Here is a 19,356-nt window from a genome sequence, read left to right on the forward strand (position 1 = left end):
CGGCTGAAAAGCGAGTCCGAACAACGACATCGTGCCGGTCTCTGGCAAGACGATTCAATCGAGGGCGCGCAGCCAGACCTTGTTGTCGTGGAAGGCGGCGCCGCCATAGGGCGCCGGCGCGTCGGCGCCGGTGAGCACGTTGATGCCCTCGCCGCGCTCGTGCGCGCCGTTCGGCCAGATGCCTTCGGCCACCACCACGCCGCGCTTCACGCCGTCGAAGAGTTTTGCATGCAGCACGAGGTCGCCGCGCCGGTTGCCGACCTCGACGCGGCTGCCATCCTCGATGCCGAGCGCCGCGGCGTCGAGGGGGTGGAGCAACAGTTCCGGCCGACCTTCCCTGGCCTTCGACACCGGCGTCTCGGCAAAGGTCGAGTTGAGGAAATTGCGCGCCGGCGAGGTCGTCAGCCGGAACGGATGCTCCTCGTCGGCCACCTCGATCAGCTCGACATGGTCGGGAAATTCCGGCAGCCGTTCCACAGGCCCGAACAGGCCCATGCTTTTCGGCGGCCGGTTGGGCGCCGACTGCCCGGTCCAGTTGGCCCGGAAGTGGAATTTCTTGTCGGCATGGCCGAAGCCGTTGATGAAATGCGCGTCGTCGAAATCGGGCTGCAGGTCGACCCACTTCTGTTGCTCGAGGCTGTCGAAGCTGCCCAGCCCGCGCTTGCCGAGGATGATGTCGATATGCTCCCGCTCGGTCAGGCCGAAGCCCGGCCGGTCGCCGACGCCCAGCCGCTTGCCGAGCTCCTCATTGACATAGTGGTTGGTGCGCGGCCCTTCCGGCGGCTCGATCAGCTTCGGGCCGAGCGTGATGTGCTGGTTGCCGCCGCCCTTGTAGATGTCGTCATGCTCCAAAAACATCGTTGCCGGCAGCACAACGTCGGCGAGCTTGGCCGTATCGGTCATGAATTGCTCGTGCACGCAGGTGAACAGGTCCTCGCGCATAAAACCCTGCTTCACCAGCCGCTGCTCCGGCGCGACGTTGGCGGGGTTGGTGTTCTGGATCAGCATCGCCGTCACCGGCGGGCCGCCGTAAAGCGCGTCCTCGGCTCCGGTCAGCACCGGGCCGATGCGCGAATGGTCGAGATAGCGGATGTTGGGGTCGCGCATCGCGGTGCCTTCGAGCACGTCCTGATTCAGCTTGAAGATGCCGGAATTGGAATGGAAGGCGCCGCCGCCCTCATGCTGCCAGGCGCCGGTGACGGCGGCGATGCAGGAAGCGGCGTGCATGTTGACCGAGCCGTTGCGCTGGCGGGCAAAACCATAGCCGAGGCGGAAGTAGGTCTTCTTCGTCGTGCCGACCAGATGCGCGAAGGCTTCGATCTCGGCGACGGCGAGCCCGGTGATGGCAGCCGCCCACTCCGGCGTGCGCGACCTCAGATGCTCTTCCAGCCCGCGCGGATCGTCGGTGTATTTTTCGAGATAGGCGCGGTCGGCAAGCCCATCGCGAAACAGCACATGCATGACCGCGCAGGCGAGCGCACCGTCGGTGCCGGGCTTGAGCACCAGGCCGAGATCGGCCTGCTTCATGGTGGCGTTGTCGTAGATGTCGATGACGACGATCTTGGCGCCGCGTTCTTTCCGCGCCCTGGTCGCATGGGTCATGACGTTGACCTGGGTGACCACGGCATTGGTGCCCCAGATCACCACGCAGTCGGACTTCGCCATCTCGCGCGGATCGGGGCCGCGCAAGGCGCCCGCCCCCATCATCCAGCCGGTCCAGGCGAGATTGGTGCAGATCGAGCCGAAGAAGCCCGAGTATTTCTTCGCATGCCGCAGCCGCTCGATGCCGTCGCGCTGCACCAGCCCCATGGTGCCGGCATAGTAATAGGGCCAGACGGTTTCGGAGCCGAATTTCTCCTCGGCCGCGATGAATTTTTCCGCTACCAGATCGAGCGCGGCTTCCCAGCTGGATTCCTTCCACGCGCCCTCGCCCTTGGCGCCCGCGCGCACCAGCGGCTTCAAGAGCCGCTCGGGATGATGGACACGGTCGGCATAGCGGGCGACCTTGGCGCAGACGACGCCGGCGGTGTAACTGTTCGCCTTGGCGCCATGGACGCGGCCGATGCGGTTGTTGTCGAGCAGCTCGACTTCGAGCGCGCAGGTGGAGGGGCAGTCATGCGGACAGGCCGAATGGCCGATCCTGAGCTTGGCGTGCTGGTTCATGTGAGGGTGTGTAGCGGGTTTTCGGAGAGAGGTGTAGGGCCAGATGGAAGCTCCTCCTTCTCCCCTTGTGGGAGAAGGTGGATCGGCGCGAAGCGCCGAGACGGATGAGGGGTGTTGGAAGGAATGAGGCGGTAGCGTTCCCTGGAACACACCTCATCCGTCGCCTTCGGCGACACCTTCTCCCGCAAGGGGAGAAGGGGGAGTCGCGCTACTCCGCAATCCCCTCCTCGTACTCCGCCGACATCGTCAGCCACTTGTCCTCGTTTTGCGCCAGCGTCTGTGCCAGCTGCGAGCGCTCCTTGGCGAGACGAGTCGCGGTCGAGGGGTCCTTCTCGTAGATCGCAGGATTGGCGAGTTCGTCCTCGATCAGGTCGATGCGCTTGCGGATGCGATCCATCAGCGCTTCGGTGGCGCGGATTTCCTTGGCTAAAGGCTCGAGCGCCGAGCGCCGGGCGGCCGCCTCGCGGCGGCGGTCGGCCCTGGACGCCTTGTCTGCTTCCTTCTGCTCGCGGCGGTTGGACGAGACGCCGGTGACCAGCGTTTTGTAATCCTCCAGGTCGCCGTCATAGGGATTGACCGCGCCGTCCTTGACCAGCCACAGCCGATCGGCCGTCGCTTCCAGCAGATGCCGGTCGTGCGAGATCAGGATCACAGCGCCCGGAAAATCGTTGAGCGCATGGATCAGCGATTCGCGGCTGTCGATGTCGAGGTGGTTGGTCGGCTCGTCGAGGATGAAGAGGTTCGGGCCCTCGAAGGCCGACAGCCCCATCAGAAGGCGCGCCTTCTCGCCGCCGGAAAGATCCTTGGCGGCGGTGTTCATCTTCTCGGTCGACAGGCCGAACTGCGCGACGCGGGCGCGCACCTTGGCTTCCAGCGTATCCGGCATCAGCCGGCGCACATGCTCGTAGGCGCTTTCCTCGGGGCGCAGGTCGTCGAGCTGGTGCTGCGCGAAGATCGCCACCTTCAGGCCCGGCGCGATCGTCATCGTGCCGGTCTCGGCCTTGAGGCGGCCGGCGAGCAGCTTGGCGAAGGTCGACTTGCCGTTGCCGTTGGCGCCCAGCAGCGCGATGCGGTCGTCGGCATCGATGCGCAGCGTCATCTTCTTCAGCACCGGATTGTTCTCGGTGTAGCCGACATTGACGCCGTTGAGCGCCACGATCGGCGAGGCGACCGTCTTCACCGGCTCGGGGAAGGAGAACGGCCGCACCGTGTCGTTCACCACTGCGGCGATCGGCTTCATCTTCTCCAGCGCCTTCAGCCGCGACTGCGCCTGCCTCGCCTTGGAGGCCTTGGCGCGAAAACGCTCGACGAAGGACTCCATATGCTTGCGCTGCGCTTCCTGCTTGGCGCGGCTCTTTTCCTGCAGCTCGCGCTGCTCGGTAAGCTGGCGTTCGAACTGGTCGTAGCCGCCGCGCCAGAAGGTGAGCTTCTTCTGGTCGAGATGGACGATGGAATTGACGGCGCGGTTGAGCAGGTCGCGGTCGTGCGAAATCAAAAGCACGGTGTGCGGATATTTGGAGACGTAGTTCTCCAGCCACAGGGTGCCTTCGAGGTCGAGATAGTTGGTCGGCTCGTCGAGGAGCAGAAGGTCGGGCTCGGAGAAGAGCACGGCGGCGAGCGCCACGCGCATGCGCCAGCCGCCCGAGAAGGACGAGGCCGGCCGCTTCTGCGCGGCATCGTCGAAGCCGAGGCCGGCCAGGATAGTGGCGGCGCGGGACTCGGCCGAATGGGCGTCGATATCGGCAAGCCGCGTGTGGATCTCAGCGATGCGGTGCGGATCGGTGGCGGTCTTTTCCTCCTCCAGCAGCGCCGCACGCTCGACATCGGCCTTGAGCACGATCTCGATCAGCGGCTCCTCGGTGCCGGGCGCTTCCTGCGCCACCTGGCCGATGCGGGTGTTCTTGGGCAGGCTGATCGAACCAGTCTCTGACGGGAAATCGCCGGTGATCGCCTTGAACAGCGTCGTCTTGCCGGTGCCGTTGCGCCCGACGAGACCGGCCTTGGTGCCGGCCGGCAGGGTCAGCGAGGCATGGTCGAGAAGCAGGCGCCCCGCCATGCGCAGCGAGAGGTCGTTGATGATAAGCATGGGCAGCGCTTTTGCACGGGACGTCGGCGCTTCGCAAGAGCCAGCCCGGAAGAGGCTCCTCGCGCGCGACTGCGGACCGTTCGACAAAAAACCTGGCCGCGACTGGAACCAGTTGCGGCCCAACGCGTTTGCAGGCCCGTGGTCCGTTATCTTGCGCTCGCCTTCATCTTCTTCCAGGTCGCCACGACAGCCGCGCTGGCGACGCAGGAGGTTCTGTTTGCGAACGATACCCCCTTGACAAGCGCGGCGCTGACACCGCCAGTCTTGCCTCCCGCGAGGGAGACGGCAGGCAGGCCGGAGGGACGCCAGATAGAGCACCTGCTGATCCAAATCGATCCGGGAAAACAATCTCAGGCGTCGCCTGTGAACGACTGAGAGACGGGTCCGGACAGCGCTGTCCGCTGGCCTGCCAGTCCTCCGCAGAGGCTGCGGAGTTAGACGCTGCCTTGGCGCGAGATTGCCCGCTCCCGCGCTTCGCCGACCACGACCCGCTTACACTTTGCTTGCCACGTCACCGGTTTGACGTTGATGGCCGCTATCGTCTCAACCTATGCTGGCGCGAGCGGCTGGGGCCTATCCACGCAAAGGACATATCCGATGACGTGCAAGACCATCCTTCTTTCGGCCGCGCTGGCAATTGCGGCTGCCGCCATGCTGGCGATCCCTGCCCGGGCCGCGGATTGCGCGGCGGCGAAGACGCAGGCCGACCTCGCCACCTGCACAGCCAAGGATGCGGCCTCGTCCGACGTCGCGCTCAACGCCGTTTACAAGGCGCTGGAGGGACGCCTCTCTCCCGCCGACCTTGAGCGCCTTCGCGACGCGCAGCGCGCCTGGATCCCGTTCCGCGACAAGGAATGCGCCCCTATGCCGACGGCTCGGTGTATTCGAGCCTGGTCGAAACCTGCAAGGCGGAATTGACCAAGGCGCGGCTGACGCAGTTGCAGCACCAGTTGCAATGCCCGGAAGGCGACCTTTCCTGCGTGCCGCAAACCGCCGGCGCCAAGCCTGCGACCGCTGCCCCGAGCGCCGCGCATGCGACGGCTGGCGCCGCGCAGGCAAGCCAGAACGACAGGAGGCCGTGCGTGCAATCGGCCGGCAAGGCGAAATCGGACCAATATGTCTCGCAATGCGTTCAGGTGTCGCCGTCGACACATCCGCCTTGCAACGGCCAGAACGCGTGCAGCATGATGATCGACGAGATCAAGCGGGGCTGCGCCATGATCGGCAACGACAATCCGCCGGCCTTCTGTTCCGCCTACAAGAACTGAGCGGCAAGGGCGGGCAGGCCCTATTGGCCAGGCCCGCCTGCCACCCAAATACCGGCACTGACCAATCCCTGCGGAAGATCAGATCAGTCGGCCAAGACAACCCGAAGTCGCGCTTTGGCTTATATTAGCGCGATGGATGCCGAAACGACCAAAAAAAGTCCCAAAACTTTTGATCCAGCCGCTATGCTTGGCGAAAAAATCGATTTCAGTTTTGCCGCAATCCTGCGAACTTATGAAAGCGTCGTGATTCGCGCGTAGGCGCCAATAAAAACCAACAATAACAACAATAACTTGACTGTGTCAGGAGCTCACGATGGGCGAGGCGGCTAACGATCTGCGCATGCTGAGATATGTCGCGGAGATCACGCGCAGGCTGGCGAAGATGCTTTCGCGCACGCGCTACCAGATGCTTGTCTATTTTCTGGAGATGACGGCTGTCGAGGCGGACAGCCTTGCGGCCGAGCAGGACCGCCGCGCGGCGGCTCGCAAGCCGCCCGGCAACTGAAGGCGGCCTGGCGGGAAGGCTGGTTGGCCATCCTGCGAGGCAATGCATCGAACGTCGCCAAGCAATCGGCCGACGGCACGGCGTCGGCCGTTGCAGGCAGCATGGCCGTCGGCTTCAGGCCTTGGCTTTGCGCTTGCCCTTGCCGGAATCCGCGGCCGGCTTGCGGCCCAGGCCGGAAGACTTGGCCAACGCCGAGCGTGTCGCCGAATAGCTCGGCGCCACCATCGGATAGTCCGCCGGCAGGCCCCATTTGGCGCGGTATTCGTCCGGCGTCAGCCCGTGGTCGGTCGACAGGTGCCGCTTCAGCGACTTGAACTTCTTTCCGTCCTCGAGGCAGACGATGTGATCGGGGAATACCGAACGCTTCGGATTGACGGCCGGCGTCAGCGGTGCGCTCTCCTTGACGGCGGCGCCGCCGGCGAGCTTGCGCACCGACGCGCTGACGCTGGCGATCAGATCAGGCAGGCCGGAAGCCGGAAGCGGATTGTTGCCTACATAGGCCGAAACAATGTCGGCGGTCAGCTCGATTGCGGTCTTGTCATCGATATTGGACAATTTTTTCACCTTCTGCTGGCTCTCAAATGACCAGCTGTTTTTAAGACTTTAGTCCAGGTATCATATTGGACCTGTCCCCCAACGGACCGTCCAGAGTCAGTAAAGGCACGCGACTCAATACCGAAGGTACGTTTTCACTATGGGTCGCGACCGCGCAAGTTAGGAATTCTAATACCTATAACAAACACTTTACAGCGCTGGAGGCCTACACTGGTGGTATGACGCAAAAGCACTTCAATTTCTGCGAGTAATTCCTGCAAAAATCGAAATTCAGGACGAAAGCCGATACTGTCGGACAGCGTGGCGTCCGGGTTGCCGATCATGCCCGATTCGCCACGGCGAGTCGCTTATTTCGCCGCGGCTCGACGTTCCGCCCGCCTGTCGTCAGCCAGGATCTCCAGCACACGCTTCCAGCGCGCGCAGCGGCCGAAATCCTTCTGTTCGATGGCCTTTTCGGCCTTCATGGCGGCATAGAGCGGCGCCTCGGCGCCGAACTCCTTCACCAGCCAGTGCGCCTCTTGCCGGGCGCGACGTTCGTCGTCGTCAAGTATGATCCTTGGCATGCTTCCTGGCATGGTCTTCAGACCTCCGAGCGTTCGATGCCGACGGCAATGCAACTGCCGATGACGAGAACGGCACCGGCAATGGCCGTCATCGACAGGCTTTCGCCCGACAGCGCCAACAAGAGCGTTGAAGCAACCGGCGTGAGATAAGCGACGACCGCGAGCCGTCCGCCCTGGTCGAGGCTCAGCGCACGCGACCAGAAATAATAGCCAAGTCCCATCGGCCCGGCGCCGAGATAGAGGCCAAGCAGAAGGGGTATGCCGCTCAGGCCGGCAGCGCCGTCATGCAGGCTCCAGGCGAAGGTCAGCGCCACGCCGATCAGCGCCGAGGGCAGCAGAAGCCGGTCCGGCGGCACGGCGAGGCGGCCGACGGCGAGCGAATAGAAGGCCATGCAAAGCGCCGAGCCGAAGGCCGCGCAATAACCGACGAGGCTGCCTTCGAACCAGGCCTGCGCCCGCCCACCCGAGATCACCAGCGCCACGCCGGCGAAGCCGAGCGCGGCGGTGAGCCCAAGCAGCAGCGGGCGCCGCGAGCGGCCAAGCGCGATGACCGCGGCGGCGATCATCAGCGGCCAGGTGTAGGCGACCAAATTCGCCTCGATGACCGGCATCGAGGCAAAGGCGATATATTGCAGCACCATGGTGCCGACCAGCCCGATGAAGCCGACGGCGTGGGCGAGCGCAGCATTCCCCTTCTCCCCTTGTGGGAGAAGGTGGATCGGCGCGCAGCGCCGAGACGGATGAGGGGTGCTAGAAGAAACTCCAGCGTCGGCGATCCGTCCAGCACCCCTCATCCGACCTCGCTTCGCAAGGCCACCTTCCCCCACAAGGGGGGAAGGGAAGAGCCTGATCAGCGCAAAGACCAGCGCGGCGCCGCAGAACTGCAGGAACTGCACATGCGATACCGGGTGGTGGGCGAGCAACGTCTTGCCGACCAGGGCATTGGTCGCCCAGAGCGCCACGGCGCCGAAGGCAAAGGCCAGCGCCGCCGCCGAGGCGGCGCCGGACCGGGATTGCTGGCTTTCGGCCATGACCGGGACGAGGCTCGGCGACGCCGAGGACAGCCGAGCCGGGTCATCACTCGCTACCACGACTCCCTGGCTCCGCCCGAGACCGGCTCCACGGCCGGCTTCGGCATGGGATGGTCTTCCGCGTGGCGGCGATAGGCCGGCAGCTGGTTGGTCCACACATCGTCGGCCAGCTCGTTCACCCAGGCCCGGTCGTGATCGTTGTCGGCGGCAAGGTAGAACATGCGGTTGTCGTCGACATAGGGCTTCGTCGCCGAGCGCTGGTTGAGCACCAGCGTGACACGCGAGCCTAGCTGGATCGGCGCGGTGCGATGGAGCACGCCGAGGAACTGGCCAAGCGTGGCGTAGTTCATCTTGTGGTCGATGCGCATGACCTTGTTGCGCGGCAGGTCGCGGCCGGATTCGAGAATGGCGCGGCCGGTCTCGGAATCGTCGCAATAGATCTCAAGATGGCCGCCGATCAGAGGGTCGCTGATCGAGAGCGGAACGAGTTCCGTCACCGGAACGCCATCGCAATGCCATTCGACGGCGCCGTCCTTGGGGTTCATGAAGGTGACGGTCGAGCCGACGATCGACAGCGGATAGGGTTCGAGCTTGGTGCCCATCATGTCGGCCAGCCGTTCCAGGCGCAGCTTGTCGTTGAGCAGCTCCTTGATCTCCGGAATGTAGCGGTCGGCGCCGGTGATGAAGGTGAGGTCGAGATGCTTGTGCACGGCATGGCTGGCCTTGAGCTTGAGCGCCGCCTCCTCGATCGCGGCGAGCAGTTGGGGGTCGTAGCCGTGAAGATACTGGGCGACGCCGAAGCTCGACACTTTCCACGCCGTATCATGACCGATGATGGCTTCACGGCTCATCGCATAGCGCAGTTCGGGGATTGTATGGGCGTTCATTCTACTTCTCCAAGGTGGGGGCAACACTTGGTAAACAGTCGATTAAGCCGCCCTCCCCTGTAAATTTAGGAATGCTGGTGCTACTTTAAGCCCAGCTAAAGGTCGAACCCCCGTGCGTCTGCTCAGTCAGGTCAACTTAAACTCGCTGAAAATCGTGGAGAGCGCCGCCCGGCACCGCAACTTCACGCGCGCCGGCGAAGAGCAGTTCATCACCGCTTCCGCCGTCAGCCAGCGGGTCAAAAGCCTGGAGGACCAGCTGCGCTTCAAGATCTTCCAGCGCGGCGGCAATGCGGTGTCGCTGACCCCGGAAGGCGAGACCTATGTGGCGCGGGTGCGCGAGGCGCTGGAGCGGATCGTGGCGGCCAGCATGGAGGCGACCGGACAATCGCAGGCGCATGTGCTGAAGATCTGCGTGCTGCCGACCTTCGCCGCGCGCTGGCTGTTTCCGCGGCTTGCCAGCTTCCAGCAGCAGTATCCGGATATCGAGATGCGGGTCTCGACCTCCTACGCCACGCATGAATTCGCGACCTCCGAATACGACTTCGAGATCCGCTATGGCGACGGCAACTTCCCCGGCCTCAAATCCGAGCTGCTGTTCAAGGAGGACCTGACGCCGGTGTGCAGCCGCAAGCTGTTCCACCAGGTGCTGGGCGACAAGCCGCTGTCCAGGGTGACGCCCGAGGACCTCAGGCACTTCACCCTGCTCCACTCCGACACCTGCACCCAGAACTGGCAGTCATGGTTGGGTTTTGCCGGCGCAAGCTTCGTGCTCGGCGAGACCAGGAGCATCTATTTCGATTCCTGCATGATGTCCTACGAGGCGGCCAATGCCGGCATGGGCTTTGCCGTTGCCAACCGCGCCTATATGGCAAGCGACATCCGCGCCGAACGGCTGGTGGCGCCCTTCGCGGTCCACCATCCCAACAGCGCCGGCTGGTATTTCGTCAGCCCCGTCAAGGCGCTCGGCGCGCGCAAGGTGGAGCTGTTCAAGCAGTGGATCATGGCCGAGGCGGCGCTGACGCAGCGCCAGCTGGACATTGAGATCGCCGGCATGCCGCTGGCCAGGGCGGCGATGGCGTGAGGCGAGCTACCCTGTCTTCAAGCCCTCCAGCCGATCAGACGCAGATGAAACTATGATGGGCCACATTAAATTAAAGGCATAGCCTCGCCAGTGTTGTTGGTGACCTCAGCTGTTGTAGATTCCACACAATCACAAGAATTCCAGGCGGATTTCCTCAAGCCTTGAAAGCCGTGCTCCTGACCCAGCGGCAAGACTCAGCTATGGTTTGTCTTGCGGCGGGCCTGATTTCCCGCTTGGCCGGCGCTTTCCAGCTTCCTCCCAAGCAGCGCCGGCCTTCTTCTGTGGCGGCAGGATCATTTCCCGATCACCGCCCGCCCGTTCCGGCAGAGTATTCCTGCCCGCTTCGGCGCCATCACTGCTTCGGCGGCGTGCCGGGCTGGTCGCCGCCGGTGGTCGATTTCGGAACCGGGTTCTTGTCGATCTGCGGGTTCTGGTCGGCAGGCGCCTTGGTGGGCGGCACGCTGTTGTCGCAGGCGGCGAGCGCGAGCCCTGCCGCAAGAGCCAGCAGCACAGGAAGCTTCATCATGACGACCTCCTCTCGTTCGCCCCTTTTCTCTGAGGCAAACGGGGCGGTGGCGGTTTGGTTGCGTGGCGGTTGGGGAACCAACCCGCTGGTCTCCGGTTGAATTTCGACAACACGCGAGGAGATGGTCATGATCCGTCTGCTGCTCGTCGGCCTGTTCGCCTACACAACTTACCGCGTCACGATGCGGATCATCGAGGAGATGTCCGGAGATGCCGCGCCGCCGGACGAACGGCGTAAGCTGCGGCGGCAGTCCGCGGCGATGGGGGTGGAGCCTAAAAGGTAATCTCCAGCATCGAGGGGAGATGGCCGCGAGGCGGCCAGAAGGGGTCGTCTCACGTAAATCGCCAGCGTTGTCTCTCGTCGCGAAAGGCGCTGGCGCCCTACGCGAGGCGGCCCCCTCTGTCGCCTTCGGCGACATCTCCCCACAAGGGGGTGAGATTGGCCGTCACTCCGGCCTTCGCCAATTGCGAACGCACTCGACACCTCAACCCCGTTGCGAACAAAGCGGAAACGATGCTTGATGGGCGATGAACATCGCCGCCCGTGATTCGTCCTTCGAAGCGCCCGCCTATCTTGCCCGGCTCAATGACGAGCAACGGCTGGCGGTGGTGCATGGCGACGGCAAGGTGGCGGCGCCCCTGCTGGTGATCGCCGGCGCCGGATCCGGCAAGACCAACACGCTGGCGCATCGCGTCGCGCACCTCATCGTCAAGGGCGCCGATCCTCGGCGCATCCTGCTGATGACCTTTTCTCGCCGCGCCGCGGCCGAGATGGCCAAGCGCGTCGAGCGCATCGCCGGCGAGGTGCTGGGGCGCGACGCCGCCATCATCGCCGATGCGCTCGCCTGGGCCGGCACCTTTCATGGCATCGGCGCAAGGCTGCTCCGCGACTATGCCGAGCAGATCGGCCTCGATCCCGCCTTCACCATCCACGACCGCGAGGATTCCGCCGACCTGATGAACCTCGCCCGGCATGAGCTCGGCCTTTCCAAGACCGAAAGCCGCTTTCCCACAAAAAGCACCTGCCTGCAGATCTATTCTCGGGCTGTGAACGCGCAGGCGCCTCTCGGCGAAGTGCTGGGTTCGGCCTTTCCCTGGTGCGCGGGGTGGGCAGAACAATTGAAGGAGTTGTTCGCCCGTTATGTCGAGGCCAAGCAGGCGCAGAACGTGCTCGATTACGACGACCTTTTGCTCTACTGGGCGCAGATGGCGGCCGAGCCCGAGATCGCCGCGCATCTTTCCTCGCGCTTCGACCATGTGCTGGTCGACGAATATCAGGACACCAACCGGCTGCAGGCCTCGATCCTCCTGGCGCTCAAGCCGGACGGCGCGGGGCTCACCGTGGTGGGCGACGACGCGCAGTCGATCTATTCCTTCCGCGCGGCAGAAGTGCGCAACATCCTCGATTTCCCAAAACAATTCGCGCAAGGCGCCGAGATCGTCATGCTGGAGCGCAACTACCGCTCGACCGAGACGATCCTTGCCGCCGCCAACAAGGTGATCGGCGAGGCGAGCGAGCGCTTCACCAAGAACCTCTGGACCGAGCGCCGATCCTCCCACAAGCCGCAACTGGTGAGCGTGCGCGACGAAGCCGAGCAGGCCAACTATGTCTGCCAGGCGATCCTTGCCGAGCGCGAGGCCGGCACGGCGCTGAAGGCGCAGGCGGTGCTCTTCCGCGCCTCGCATCACAGCGGGCCGCTGGAAGTGGAGCTCACGCGCCGCAACATCCCCTTCGTGAAGTTCGGCGGGCTGAAATTCCTCGACGCCGCTCATGTCAAGGACATGCTGGCGATGCTGCGCTTCGCGGAGAACCCGCGCGACCGCGTCGCCGGCTTCCGCGTGCTGCAGCTTATGCCGGGCATCGGGCCTTCGGCCGCCTCGCAGATCGTCGAGGCGATGGCGACCTCGCTGGACGAGACGCTGGGCCTTGCCCGCTTCCGGCCGCCGCAGCGCGCAGCGCAAGACTGGCCGGTGTTCCTCGACATCTACAGCGGGCTGCGCGCAGGGCCGAGATGGCCGGCTGATCTCGAGCGGGTCAGGCTCTGGTACGAGCCGCATCTGGAGCGCATCCATGAGGATGCGATCACGCGCCGGGCAGACCTCTTGCAGCTCGAGCAGATCGCATCGGGCTATCCCTCGCGCGAGCGCTTCCTGACCGAGCTGACACTCGACCCGCCCGACGCCACCAGCGACCAGGCCGGCCCGCCGCATCGCGACGAGGACTACCTCATCCTGTCGACCATCCATTCGGCCAAGGGCCAGGAATGGAAGAACGTGCTTGTGCTCAACACCGTCGACGGCTGTATCCCGGCCGATCTCGGCGTCGGCACCAAGGAAGACATCGAGGAGGAACGCCGGCTGCTCTATGTGGCGATGACGCGGGCCAAGGACAGCCTGCACCTGGTGGTGCCGCAGCGCTTCTACCCGCACAACCAGCCGGCGCGCGGCGACCGCCATGTCTATGCCTCGCGCACCCGCTTCATCCCAGCCACGATGCTTTCCGCCTTCGAGCAGACGTCGTGGGCTAGCGCCGCCATCAAGGACGACCCGCGCCAGCGTCCAGGCGTCAAGGTCGACCTCGGCGCGCGCATGCGCGGCATGTGGAAATAAAGCATGTCCCCCGAAGTGGGAACCGGTTTCGGGACAAAGACATGCGTAAAATCAAAACCTAAGCGTAAGGAGCGAATCTGAAAGATCGCGACGCGCTTCAGGCCGTCCGCCCAGAAATGTCGCGGACGCCGCTCTGCACCAGAACGCCAGGACGGCGACCGGCTTGCGCCTTCGCCGTGGAACTTTTCACCCGGGAAAGGGTTTCCGTTAGGAAAATCTAATGCAAGGAGGCAGCAATGAAGAACCTCATTCTAGCCGCCATGCTTGGCGTGGCCGCCATGGCGCCGGCAACGATTCCGACCCAGGCGACGAGCCTGACCATCACCACCGATGACGGCATGGGCAGGTACAATGACGACTATTACTGGCGCCGCCACCATATGCGCAGCGACGACTGGCGCTACAGAGGCCGGTACGAGATGCGCGACGGATATCGTTACGGCCACCGTCACGACTGCATGGTCAGGGTGCACAAGCGCTGGCATCACGGCCATTGGGTCTTGAAGCGAGTCTCGAGCTGCGGCCTCCACCGAGGCTGGTACCGGTAAGGCCGGGCCTACCGCCGACGTGTGACGCGGGCTTCGAAGCGGCACCGCCGAGGACAGGTGAGAAATGCGCTTAATTCCATCGGCGACGAACTGGCGGCAACGGCTGGGTGAGCTGGCCGGCCAGCTTTTCGTCAACATTGTCGCGATATTGTTCGCCGGAGTTGCGATCCTTCTGCTGGTGCTGTCGGCGCACTACCACGTGCCGCAACCCCCAGCAGAAGTGGCAATCACCGCCGGCTCCGGCCCGTGATGGCCGCTCTTTTTGGCAGGCGCGAAAAGATCCCTGGCCCGAGGAACCCTCCTGCCGCAAGGCGCGTTGAGTGGCGTCCCACCCCAAGACCGAGGCTGGCAGCCCCGCCACCTCCGCCCATTCGAGAGGTCTAAATGCACGACAGGATGTTCTTCACCCCGGTCGCGGTCAGTGTCGGCGCCGGCCACAAGCGCATGATCGCCTCGCTGTCAGGCATGCACGAGTTCCTGACCGAATTCCCGCCGTCGCGCCGGCGGCTGAGCTACGGTGCCGCGGTGAAGGCTTGCGCGGCCGCGCGGGCCGGCGAAATCTCCGCCGAGTCGGCGCGCGACGCGCTGATCACCTTCGCGGTAACCGCCGGGATCCTGTGGCCGTCGGACCAGCCGACCGTCTCGGTGAAGCCGGTCGCGCGCGGCCAGAGTGGCTTCGCCGCCTGAGATCAGTGCGCGGTGCGGCCTATGGAGGCCTAAAGCGCGTCGCGATCCCTCGGATTCGCTCCATGCGCTTTGGTTTTGATTTTACGCATGTCTTTGACCCGAAACCGGGTCCCACTTTCGGGAGACATGCTTTAGACGGGACCCGCCTGATGGTTCTCGGGCGGGTTTTGTCGTTCGATCCGGCCTTCCGACATGCATGCCCGCCGCCGGATTTCGCGAAACTTTTCCGGTGTTGCGTGAAACATCGCATAGAACGGGCGGCTGCGTGAAACACCGCACAGAACGTTCGCCTCCCCCATGCAGGTTTGCAGACATGCAGCAGGGGGGCGGATGTTGCTCGATCGCGACCAGTTCAAGCCGGCAGCGGAAATGAGGCTCGGCCGGGACAAGCCGTCGATCCGGGTCGCGATAACCGACCCGGCGGCGTGCGAGCTCGGTGAGGCCGTCTATGCCTGGATAACCGCCGACGGCAAGCCGGTCAGGATCGGCGCTTCGCGTGCGCCGGTCGGCAAACAGCTGCTCTCCTATCCCGGCTACCGGAGCCTGGCCGGGCATGGCGGCGCGACGCCGAAATGGGAAGCGCTGAAGTGGCTTGGCCTGCTCACGGCGCATGCATGCTGACGGCAGTCGTCCACCAGCCGGAACCGGCATTGACGGCGGCGGGCCTTATCCGACCCTATCTCGACGTCGAGCGCCAGCTGACCCGTCAGCACAGGCCGCTGCTCAACCGCAGCCACCAGTGACAGCTCTCCGATCTCTGCAGCGCAGAGCCGATCAATGAAACGTACCGGCGACGTCGTCCGGAAGCCCGCTGCGCGGGCTTTCGAAGCTCACCTGGTCGCGTCCGTTCGACTTCGCCCTGTAGAGATGCCTGTCGGCGACCTGGAACATGGCGTGATAGGTGGTAGGCCCGCTGAAGGCGATGCCGCCGATGCTGACCGAGAGCGGGCATGGCTGGCCGCCGGGCGCGAACTCGGCCTCGCGGATGCGCAGCCTGATCGATTCCGCGACCAGGAAAGAGCGCGTCGCGTCGGCGCCCGGAAGGAAGACCGCGAATTCCTCGCCGCCGATGCGCCCGACGATGTCGGCGCCGTGGAGCTGACCCTGGATCGTCCTGGCGATCAGCTTTAGCGCCTGGTCGCCGCAATCGTGGCCGAGACGGTCGTTGATCGACTTGAAATGGTCGGCATCGACGATCAGCAGCGCGCCGGCATCGGCGACGTCATGGCTGCGCGCCTGCTCGAGATAAGCCTCGACCAGCATCGAGAAGGCGCCGCGGTTGAAGACCGCCGTCAGGCTGTCGGTCGCGGCGACGATGCTGAGCTCCTTCTGGGCCATCGCCAGCTGGCGCATCTTCCACATCAGGAAGAAAAGGAAGGAACCGCCAAGGACAAGCGGCAGGAACAGGTCGGTCAGCTTGGCCCAGAGCAGCGCGTCGGGCGACAGCGAGGGAAAGTTGAAGGAATCGACAAAGAAGGCGACAGCAATGAAGAAGGCGGTACCGGCGACGGTGACGGCCACGACCCTGCCCCAACTGGTGGGGGACAAATCGATGCGCATGGCATTTGCTCCCACTGCAACTGCCTTATTGTGCAGCGCGAGCGCAAACGAAGTCCTAATACATTAGCTTCAATGCGGGCTTGGTTAACCGGCAGCCAAGCTCGGTTAGATGCGGCGCGGTTCCAGAAAGCCCGCCACCGTGGCGGGCTTTCCTGCTGCAAACCGCGCGGTCGGAGATCATGTCGGAGCGCTTTCCGCTTTGATGGGATTTGTTTCAAGCAGTTGCGGACGGAAAGCCGCCGGGCGCTTTCCCGATTGCTTTAGGGCGCGGTCGTGCCGCCCGAACCGCCCAAGGTACCGCTACCGCTGAGGCCACCGGTTCCACCGAACATGCCGGAACCAGTGGTGGTACCCGTGGAGCCGCCGATCGAGGTGCCCGTGCCGGTGTTGAGGCTGCCGGAGCCACCCACGGTGCCGCCGACGCCACCCGTGGCGCCGAACGAAGTGCCGGCGGTCGTGCCCGTGGTGCCGCCGATCGAGGTGCCCGTACCGACGTTGAGGCCGCCGATGCTACCCACGCCGACGCCGCCGATATTGCTGCCAAAGCCCGTGCCGAGACCGCTCGAGCTCCCCGTGCCGATGGTTAAGCCGCCCGAGCTACCGGTGCCGCTGTTATCGATGCCAAAGCCGATGTCGAGACCATCAGCATGTGCCGGCACGACGAGAATGGCGATGCCGCCGACCAACATGCCGGCGATTTTCTCTACGATACCATTCATGGCATTCTCCTTCGTTGCCACAATTTTTTCCGCACCGCATCGTCGGAGCACCGTGTCCGTGCGCATGCCTGTGCGAAAGGGAACGAAGGTATTACGAACGGAACCCGTCAGGGTTCCATCCTTTCAGGGAAAAATTCGTTGTTTCAAAATGATATACGAGTTTTCCTTAATGTTTGAACCTCATCAACGATCAGGACCTGCCGCGGCAGGGCGCGACAAGCAGCGTCGCATGGCTCGCGCGCGGCAAGGCCCGCGCCTTACCGGCAAAACGCGGGCCACGGGATGGGAGCGCCTGTCCGACGCATGATCCTTGCCCGAACCGCGACCTGGAACCGAGCCACCTGTGATGCATTGCCCAAAGCAACGGCTTTGGACGAGCGCCATGCATCAACGGCGCGAGATCATCAGGCAGAGCGCCCTCAGGTCGCTGTCGTAAGTTCCTGCGCTGGACAACACCTCGGCGCAGCGCTTCTTCATCCTGGTCAGTTGCGTGCTGGACAGCTGGGCAACGGCCGTCCTCGCTCGCGGCGTCACCGATGCCCCAGGCGTACTCGGCGCGCTCAGCGCAGCGGCGGTCCCGACGCTAACGCCAACTCCGGTGTCGCCGACCCCAAGACCAAGGGTTGTGCCGGCGCCGTCGCCAACATTTGCGTCCACAGCGGCGTCGACGCCGTTGGAGCCGCCGATGGATGCCGTGGCGTCGGCGTCGATGCCGTTCGAGCCGCCCACCGATGCGATAGCGCCGGCATTCACGCCGCTCGCCCCGCCGACCGAGGCGCCGAGGCCGGCATCGATGCCTCCCCTGCCGCCGACGGACGCGCCCGCACCAGCGTTAATGCCGCCGCCGACAGACGCGCCGACACCGACGTTTATCCCATCCGCATGGGCCGGAGCGGACAAAACAGCAACAATTGTGCCGCAGGCCAGAGTTCGAGCGACTTTCTGAGCGATGCTAGGCATGACACTCTCCTCTAAAATCAGCACCACTTGCACCGCTCATGCAAGTATTGATTGCCTACAAGAGCGGAGCGCACGAATAGTTACGCGCAGGTTTTCGCTCAGTTTCGCTAACGCATTTCGATAATCGGCTGTGGTTTTCCATTTATTGACTCAATGTATCGAAGTATATTATACCTTATTTAGTATTTTTACTTTATTTTAACTTTAATCAACATAATCCCGACCCCAAATTCGGCTGCCCAGGATATGGCCGGGCCGGTCCGCAGTGACTGTTCGGGAATGCGATGCGCCGCCGTGGCAACGCTGCTCGAAGGCGGAGCTCCTCCCGGGCGAACGCCTCAAGCGTAGGCGCGGCCTTCCTCGGAGCGTTGGAACAGCATCAGGTCGAGCGGCACGGAGGGCCTGCCGAGCACGGTGAGGCACATATGCACCTGGCCGCGATGATGGGTCTGGTGGTTGAAAAGATGGCTGAGCGCCGGCGCCAGCCGCTGCGAGACGGTGCGCATGTCGGTCGTCATATAGGAAAAACGTCCGGTGAACGCTTTGTCGCTCATGCCGCTCACCCAGTCGACGATCCTCCTGTCCTCGGCCTCGCGTGCCAGACGCAAGCCCGGGAAGGCGCTGTAGAGGATCGTCGCGAGGTTTGAGGGCGCGTCCCCCTCGCCCGTAAAGCGCTTCATCCAGATGCGATCGGTGACGAGCAGATGATTGAGCGTGCCCAGCATCGAGCCGAAGAAAGCGCCGACGTCGCGGCCGAGTTCTTCCTCGTGGAGATCGGCAGCGGCATCGTAGATGCGCGCGTTGGCCCATTGATTGTAGGCCGCAAACATCATGAAATGCTGTTTCATTCTTCCATCCGGCTCGCCACGAATCCCGGCTCTTCGTAACCCGCAGGAACCGCAATGACCATTCTGTTCTATGACCTCGTCGGCCACGACACGCAACGTCCGTTCAGCCCGCATTGCTGGAAGACGAAAATGGCGCTGGCTCACAAGGGGCTCGACGCCACCAAGGTGCCGACGCGCTTCCTGGAAGTGCCCAAAGTGGAGGGCGGCGTGTCGAAGACGGTGCCGGTGATCCGCGACGGCGACCGCGTGGTGGCCGATTCCTTCGCCATCGCGCTCTATCTCGACGAGGCCTATCCGGAGCGACCGACGCTGTTTTCCGGCGAAGGCGGCAAGGCGATGGCGCGCTTCATCGAGCGCTGGTCGCAGCTCACCATCCATCCTTACGTCGCCACGGTAGCGCTCACCGACCTCAACGCCATGCAGGACGAAACGAATGCCCGCTACTTCCGCGAGAGCCGCGAGCAGAGCTACGGCAAGCGGCTGGAAGATGTGGTGGCCGGCCGTGATGCTGGGCTCGCCGGCTTCCGCGCCTCGCTGAATCCGCTGCGCTCGATGTTCAGCTACCAGCCCTTCATCGGTGGCGAGGCACCGCTGTTTGCCGACTACATCGTGTTCGGGGCGCTGCAATGGGCGCGCATCGCCTCGCCCTACCGGCTGCTCGAGGCCGACGACAGCGTCGCGCAGTGGTTCGAACGCTGCCTCGACCTGCATGGCGGGATCGGTCGGCGGGTTGCGGCGGCGGCGTGACTCTCGTGATCTG

General features: G+C 64.1%; 25 protein-coding genes. 13 read left to right on the plus strand and 12 right to left on the minus strand.

What is annotated here, in order from left to right; genetic code table 11:
* Window positions 1-54: 54 nt before the first annotated feature.
* Entirely contained in the window at window positions 55-2,163 is a 2,109-nt protein-coding gene (locus QAZ47_RS25800) for a molybdopterin oxidoreductase family protein (RefSeq protein WP_278231229.1), read from the minus strand.
* A 208-nt stretch (window positions 2,164-2,371) separates the two neighbouring features.
* Window positions 2,372-4,249 carry an ABC-F family ATP-binding cassette domain-containing protein gene (locus QAZ47_RS25805; protein ID WP_278231230.1) on the minus strand — a complete coding sequence of 626 codons (1,878 nt, stop codon included), beginning with the start codon at window positions 4,247-4,249 and terminating at the stop codon, window positions 2,372-2,374.
* A gap of 138 nt (window positions 4,250-4,387) precedes the next feature.
* Between QAZ47_RS25805 and QAZ47_RS25810 the strand changes: the two genes are divergently transcribed.
* The 4 genes from QAZ47_RS25810 (at window position 4,388) to QAZ47_RS25825 (ending at window position 6,022) form a co-directional block, all read left to right on the plus strand.
* A complete protein-coding gene (locus QAZ47_RS25810) occupies window positions 4,388-4,624 on the plus strand; it encodes a hypothetical protein (protein WP_278231231.1) in 237 nt (78 codons plus the stop codon).
* 222 nt (window positions 4,625-4,846) lie between these two features.
* Window positions 4,847-5,167, plus strand: coding sequence for a lysozyme inhibitor LprI family protein (locus tag QAZ47_RS25815; protein WP_278231232.1), 321 nt, complete (start codon window positions 4,847-4,849; stop codon window positions 5,165-5,167).
* Complete coding sequence (locus tag QAZ47_RS25820) at window positions 5,104-5,517, plus strand: hypothetical protein (protein WP_278231233.1); 414 nt, start codon at window positions 5,104-5,106, stop codon at window positions 5,515-5,517. Before QAZ47_RS25815 ends, QAZ47_RS25820 begins: the two co-directional genes overlap by 64 nt.
* A gap of 313 nt (window positions 5,518-5,830) precedes the next feature.
* The gene (locus QAZ47_RS25825) at window positions 5,831-6,022 is read left to right on the plus strand and encodes a hypothetical protein (RefSeq protein ID WP_278203552.1); all 192 of its coding nucleotides are present in this window, start codon (window positions 5,831-5,833) and stop codon (window positions 6,020-6,022) included.
* A gap of 114 nt (window positions 6,023-6,136) precedes the next feature.
* On the opposite strand, the gene QAZ47_RS25830 is transcribed toward QAZ47_RS25825, so the two are convergent.
* The 5 genes from QAZ47_RS25830 to QAZ47_RS25850 form a co-directional block, all read right to left on the minus strand.
* Window positions 6,137-6,577 (minus strand): MucR family transcriptional regulator, encoded by a 441-nt coding sequence (locus tag QAZ47_RS25830; RefSeq protein ID WP_278076537.1) that lies wholly within the window; start codon window positions 6,575-6,577, stop codon window positions 6,137-6,139.
* Window positions 6,578-6,714: 137 nt separating this feature from the next.
* Complete coding sequence (locus QAZ47_RS25835) at window positions 6,715-6,900, minus strand: hypothetical protein (protein ID WP_278231234.1); 186 nt, start codon at window positions 6,898-6,900, stop codon at window positions 6,715-6,717.
* Window positions 6,901-6,924: 24 nt separating this feature from the next.
* On the minus strand, window positions 6,925-7,128 hold the full coding sequence (locus QAZ47_RS25840; RefSeq protein ID WP_347566956.1) for a hypothetical protein: 204 nt from the start codon (window positions 7,126-7,128) through the stop codon (window positions 6,925-6,927).
* 29 nt (window positions 7,129-7,157) lie between these two features.
* On the minus strand, window positions 7,158-8,171 hold the full coding sequence (locus QAZ47_RS25845; protein ID WP_278233875.1) for a DMT family transporter: 1,014 nt from the start codon (window positions 8,169-8,171) through the stop codon (window positions 7,158-7,160).
* A gap of 53 nt (window positions 8,172-8,224) precedes the next feature.
* The gene (locus tag QAZ47_RS25850) at window positions 8,225-9,058 is read right to left on the minus strand and encodes a hypothetical protein (RefSeq protein WP_278231235.1); all 834 of its coding nucleotides are present in this window, start codon (window positions 9,056-9,058) and stop codon (window positions 8,225-8,227) included.
* Between the two features lie 112 nt (window positions 9,059-9,170).
* Here QAZ47_RS25850 and QAZ47_RS25855 point away from each other — a divergent pair, with 112 nt between their 5' ends.
* Window positions 9,171-10,139: a LysR substrate-binding domain-containing protein gene (locus QAZ47_RS25855; RefSeq protein ID WP_278231236.1), complete on the plus strand. Its 969-nt coding sequence runs from the start codon at window positions 9,171-9,173 to the stop codon at window positions 10,137-10,139.
* Window positions 10,140-10,491: 352 nt separating this feature from the next.
* Here QAZ47_RS25855 and QAZ47_RS25860 read toward each other — a convergent pair whose 3' ends face one another.
* Window positions 10,492-10,665, minus strand: coding sequence for a hypothetical protein (locus tag QAZ47_RS25860; RefSeq protein ID WP_278203557.1), 174 nt, complete (start codon window positions 10,663-10,665; stop codon window positions 10,492-10,494).
* Window positions 10,666-10,792: 127 nt separating this feature from the next.
* On the opposite strand from QAZ47_RS25860, the gene QAZ47_RS25865 reads away from it, so the two are divergent.
* From QAZ47_RS25865 to QAZ47_RS25895, 7 genes are all read left to right on the plus strand, one after another.
* Entirely contained in the window at window positions 10,793-10,948 is a 156-nt protein-coding gene (locus QAZ47_RS25865) for a hypothetical protein (RefSeq protein ID WP_278231237.1), read from the plus strand.
* Window positions 10,949-11,192: 244 nt separating this feature from the next.
* The gene (locus tag QAZ47_RS25870) at window positions 11,193-13,274 is read left to right on the plus strand and encodes an ATP-dependent helicase (protein ID WP_278231238.1); all 2,082 of its coding nucleotides are present in this window, start codon (window positions 11,193-11,195) and stop codon (window positions 13,272-13,274) included.
* Window positions 13,275-13,510: 236 nt separating this feature from the next.
* Entirely contained in the window at window positions 13,511-13,822 is a 312-nt protein-coding gene (locus tag QAZ47_RS25875) for a hypothetical protein (RefSeq protein WP_278231239.1), read from the plus strand.
* Window positions 13,823-13,886: 64 nt separating this feature from the next.
* Complete coding sequence (locus QAZ47_RS25880) at window positions 13,887-14,072, plus strand: hypothetical protein (RefSeq protein ID WP_278203561.1); 186 nt, start codon at window positions 13,887-13,889, stop codon at window positions 14,070-14,072.
* Between the two features lie 134 nt (window positions 14,073-14,206).
* On the plus strand, window positions 14,207-14,509 hold the full coding sequence (locus tag QAZ47_RS25885) for a DUF982 domain-containing protein (protein ID WP_278231240.1): 303 nt from the start codon (window positions 14,207-14,209) through the stop codon (window positions 14,507-14,509).
* A gap of 330 nt (window positions 14,510-14,839) precedes the next feature.
* Window positions 14,840-15,130, plus strand: coding sequence for a hypothetical protein (locus QAZ47_RS25890; protein ID WP_278231241.1), 291 nt, complete (start codon window positions 14,840-14,842; stop codon window positions 15,128-15,130).
* A complete protein-coding gene (locus QAZ47_RS25895; RefSeq protein WP_278231242.1) occupies window positions 15,124-15,252 on the plus strand; it encodes a hypothetical protein in 129 nt (42 codons plus the stop codon). Before QAZ47_RS25890 ends, QAZ47_RS25895 begins: the two co-directional genes overlap by 7 nt.
* Before the next feature lie 31 nt (window positions 15,253-15,283).
* Here the strand turns inward: QAZ47_RS25895 and QAZ47_RS25900 are convergent, their stop codons facing one another.
* The 4 genes from QAZ47_RS25900 to QAZ47_RS25915 all read right to left on the minus strand — a co-directional run bounded on the left by QAZ47_RS25900 (window position 15,284) and on the right by QAZ47_RS25915 (window position 18,596).
* Entirely contained in the window at window positions 15,284-16,069 is a 786-nt protein-coding gene (locus QAZ47_RS25900) for a GGDEF domain-containing protein (RefSeq protein ID WP_278231243.1), read from the minus strand.
* Between the two features lie 260 nt (window positions 16,070-16,329).
* A complete protein-coding gene (locus tag QAZ47_RS25905; protein ID WP_278231244.1) occupies window positions 16,330-16,788 on the minus strand; it encodes a hypothetical protein in 459 nt (152 codons plus the stop codon).
* A 387-nt stretch (window positions 16,789-17,175) separates the two neighbouring features.
* A complete protein-coding gene (locus QAZ47_RS25910; protein ID WP_278203566.1) occupies window positions 17,176-17,748 on the minus strand; it encodes a hypothetical protein in 573 nt (190 codons plus the stop codon).
* A 338-nt stretch (window positions 17,749-18,086) separates the two neighbouring features.
* Complete coding sequence (locus QAZ47_RS25915; protein ID WP_278203567.1) at window positions 18,087-18,596, minus strand: DinB family protein; 510 nt, start codon at window positions 18,594-18,596, stop codon at window positions 18,087-18,089.
* Between the two features lie 54 nt (window positions 18,597-18,650).
* Between QAZ47_RS25915 and QAZ47_RS25920 the strand changes: the two genes are divergently transcribed.
* Window positions 18,651-19,343: a glutathione S-transferase family protein gene (locus QAZ47_RS25920; protein WP_278203568.1), complete on the plus strand. Its 693-nt coding sequence runs from the start codon at window positions 18,651-18,653 to the stop codon at window positions 19,341-19,343.
* Window positions 19,344-19,356 lie beyond the last annotated feature (13 nt).

It is taken from the genome of Mesorhizobium sp. WSM4904 (genome assembly GCF_029674545.1).
Taxonomy (GTDB): Bacteria; Pseudomonadota; Alphaproteobacteria; order Rhizobiales; family Rhizobiaceae; genus Mesorhizobium.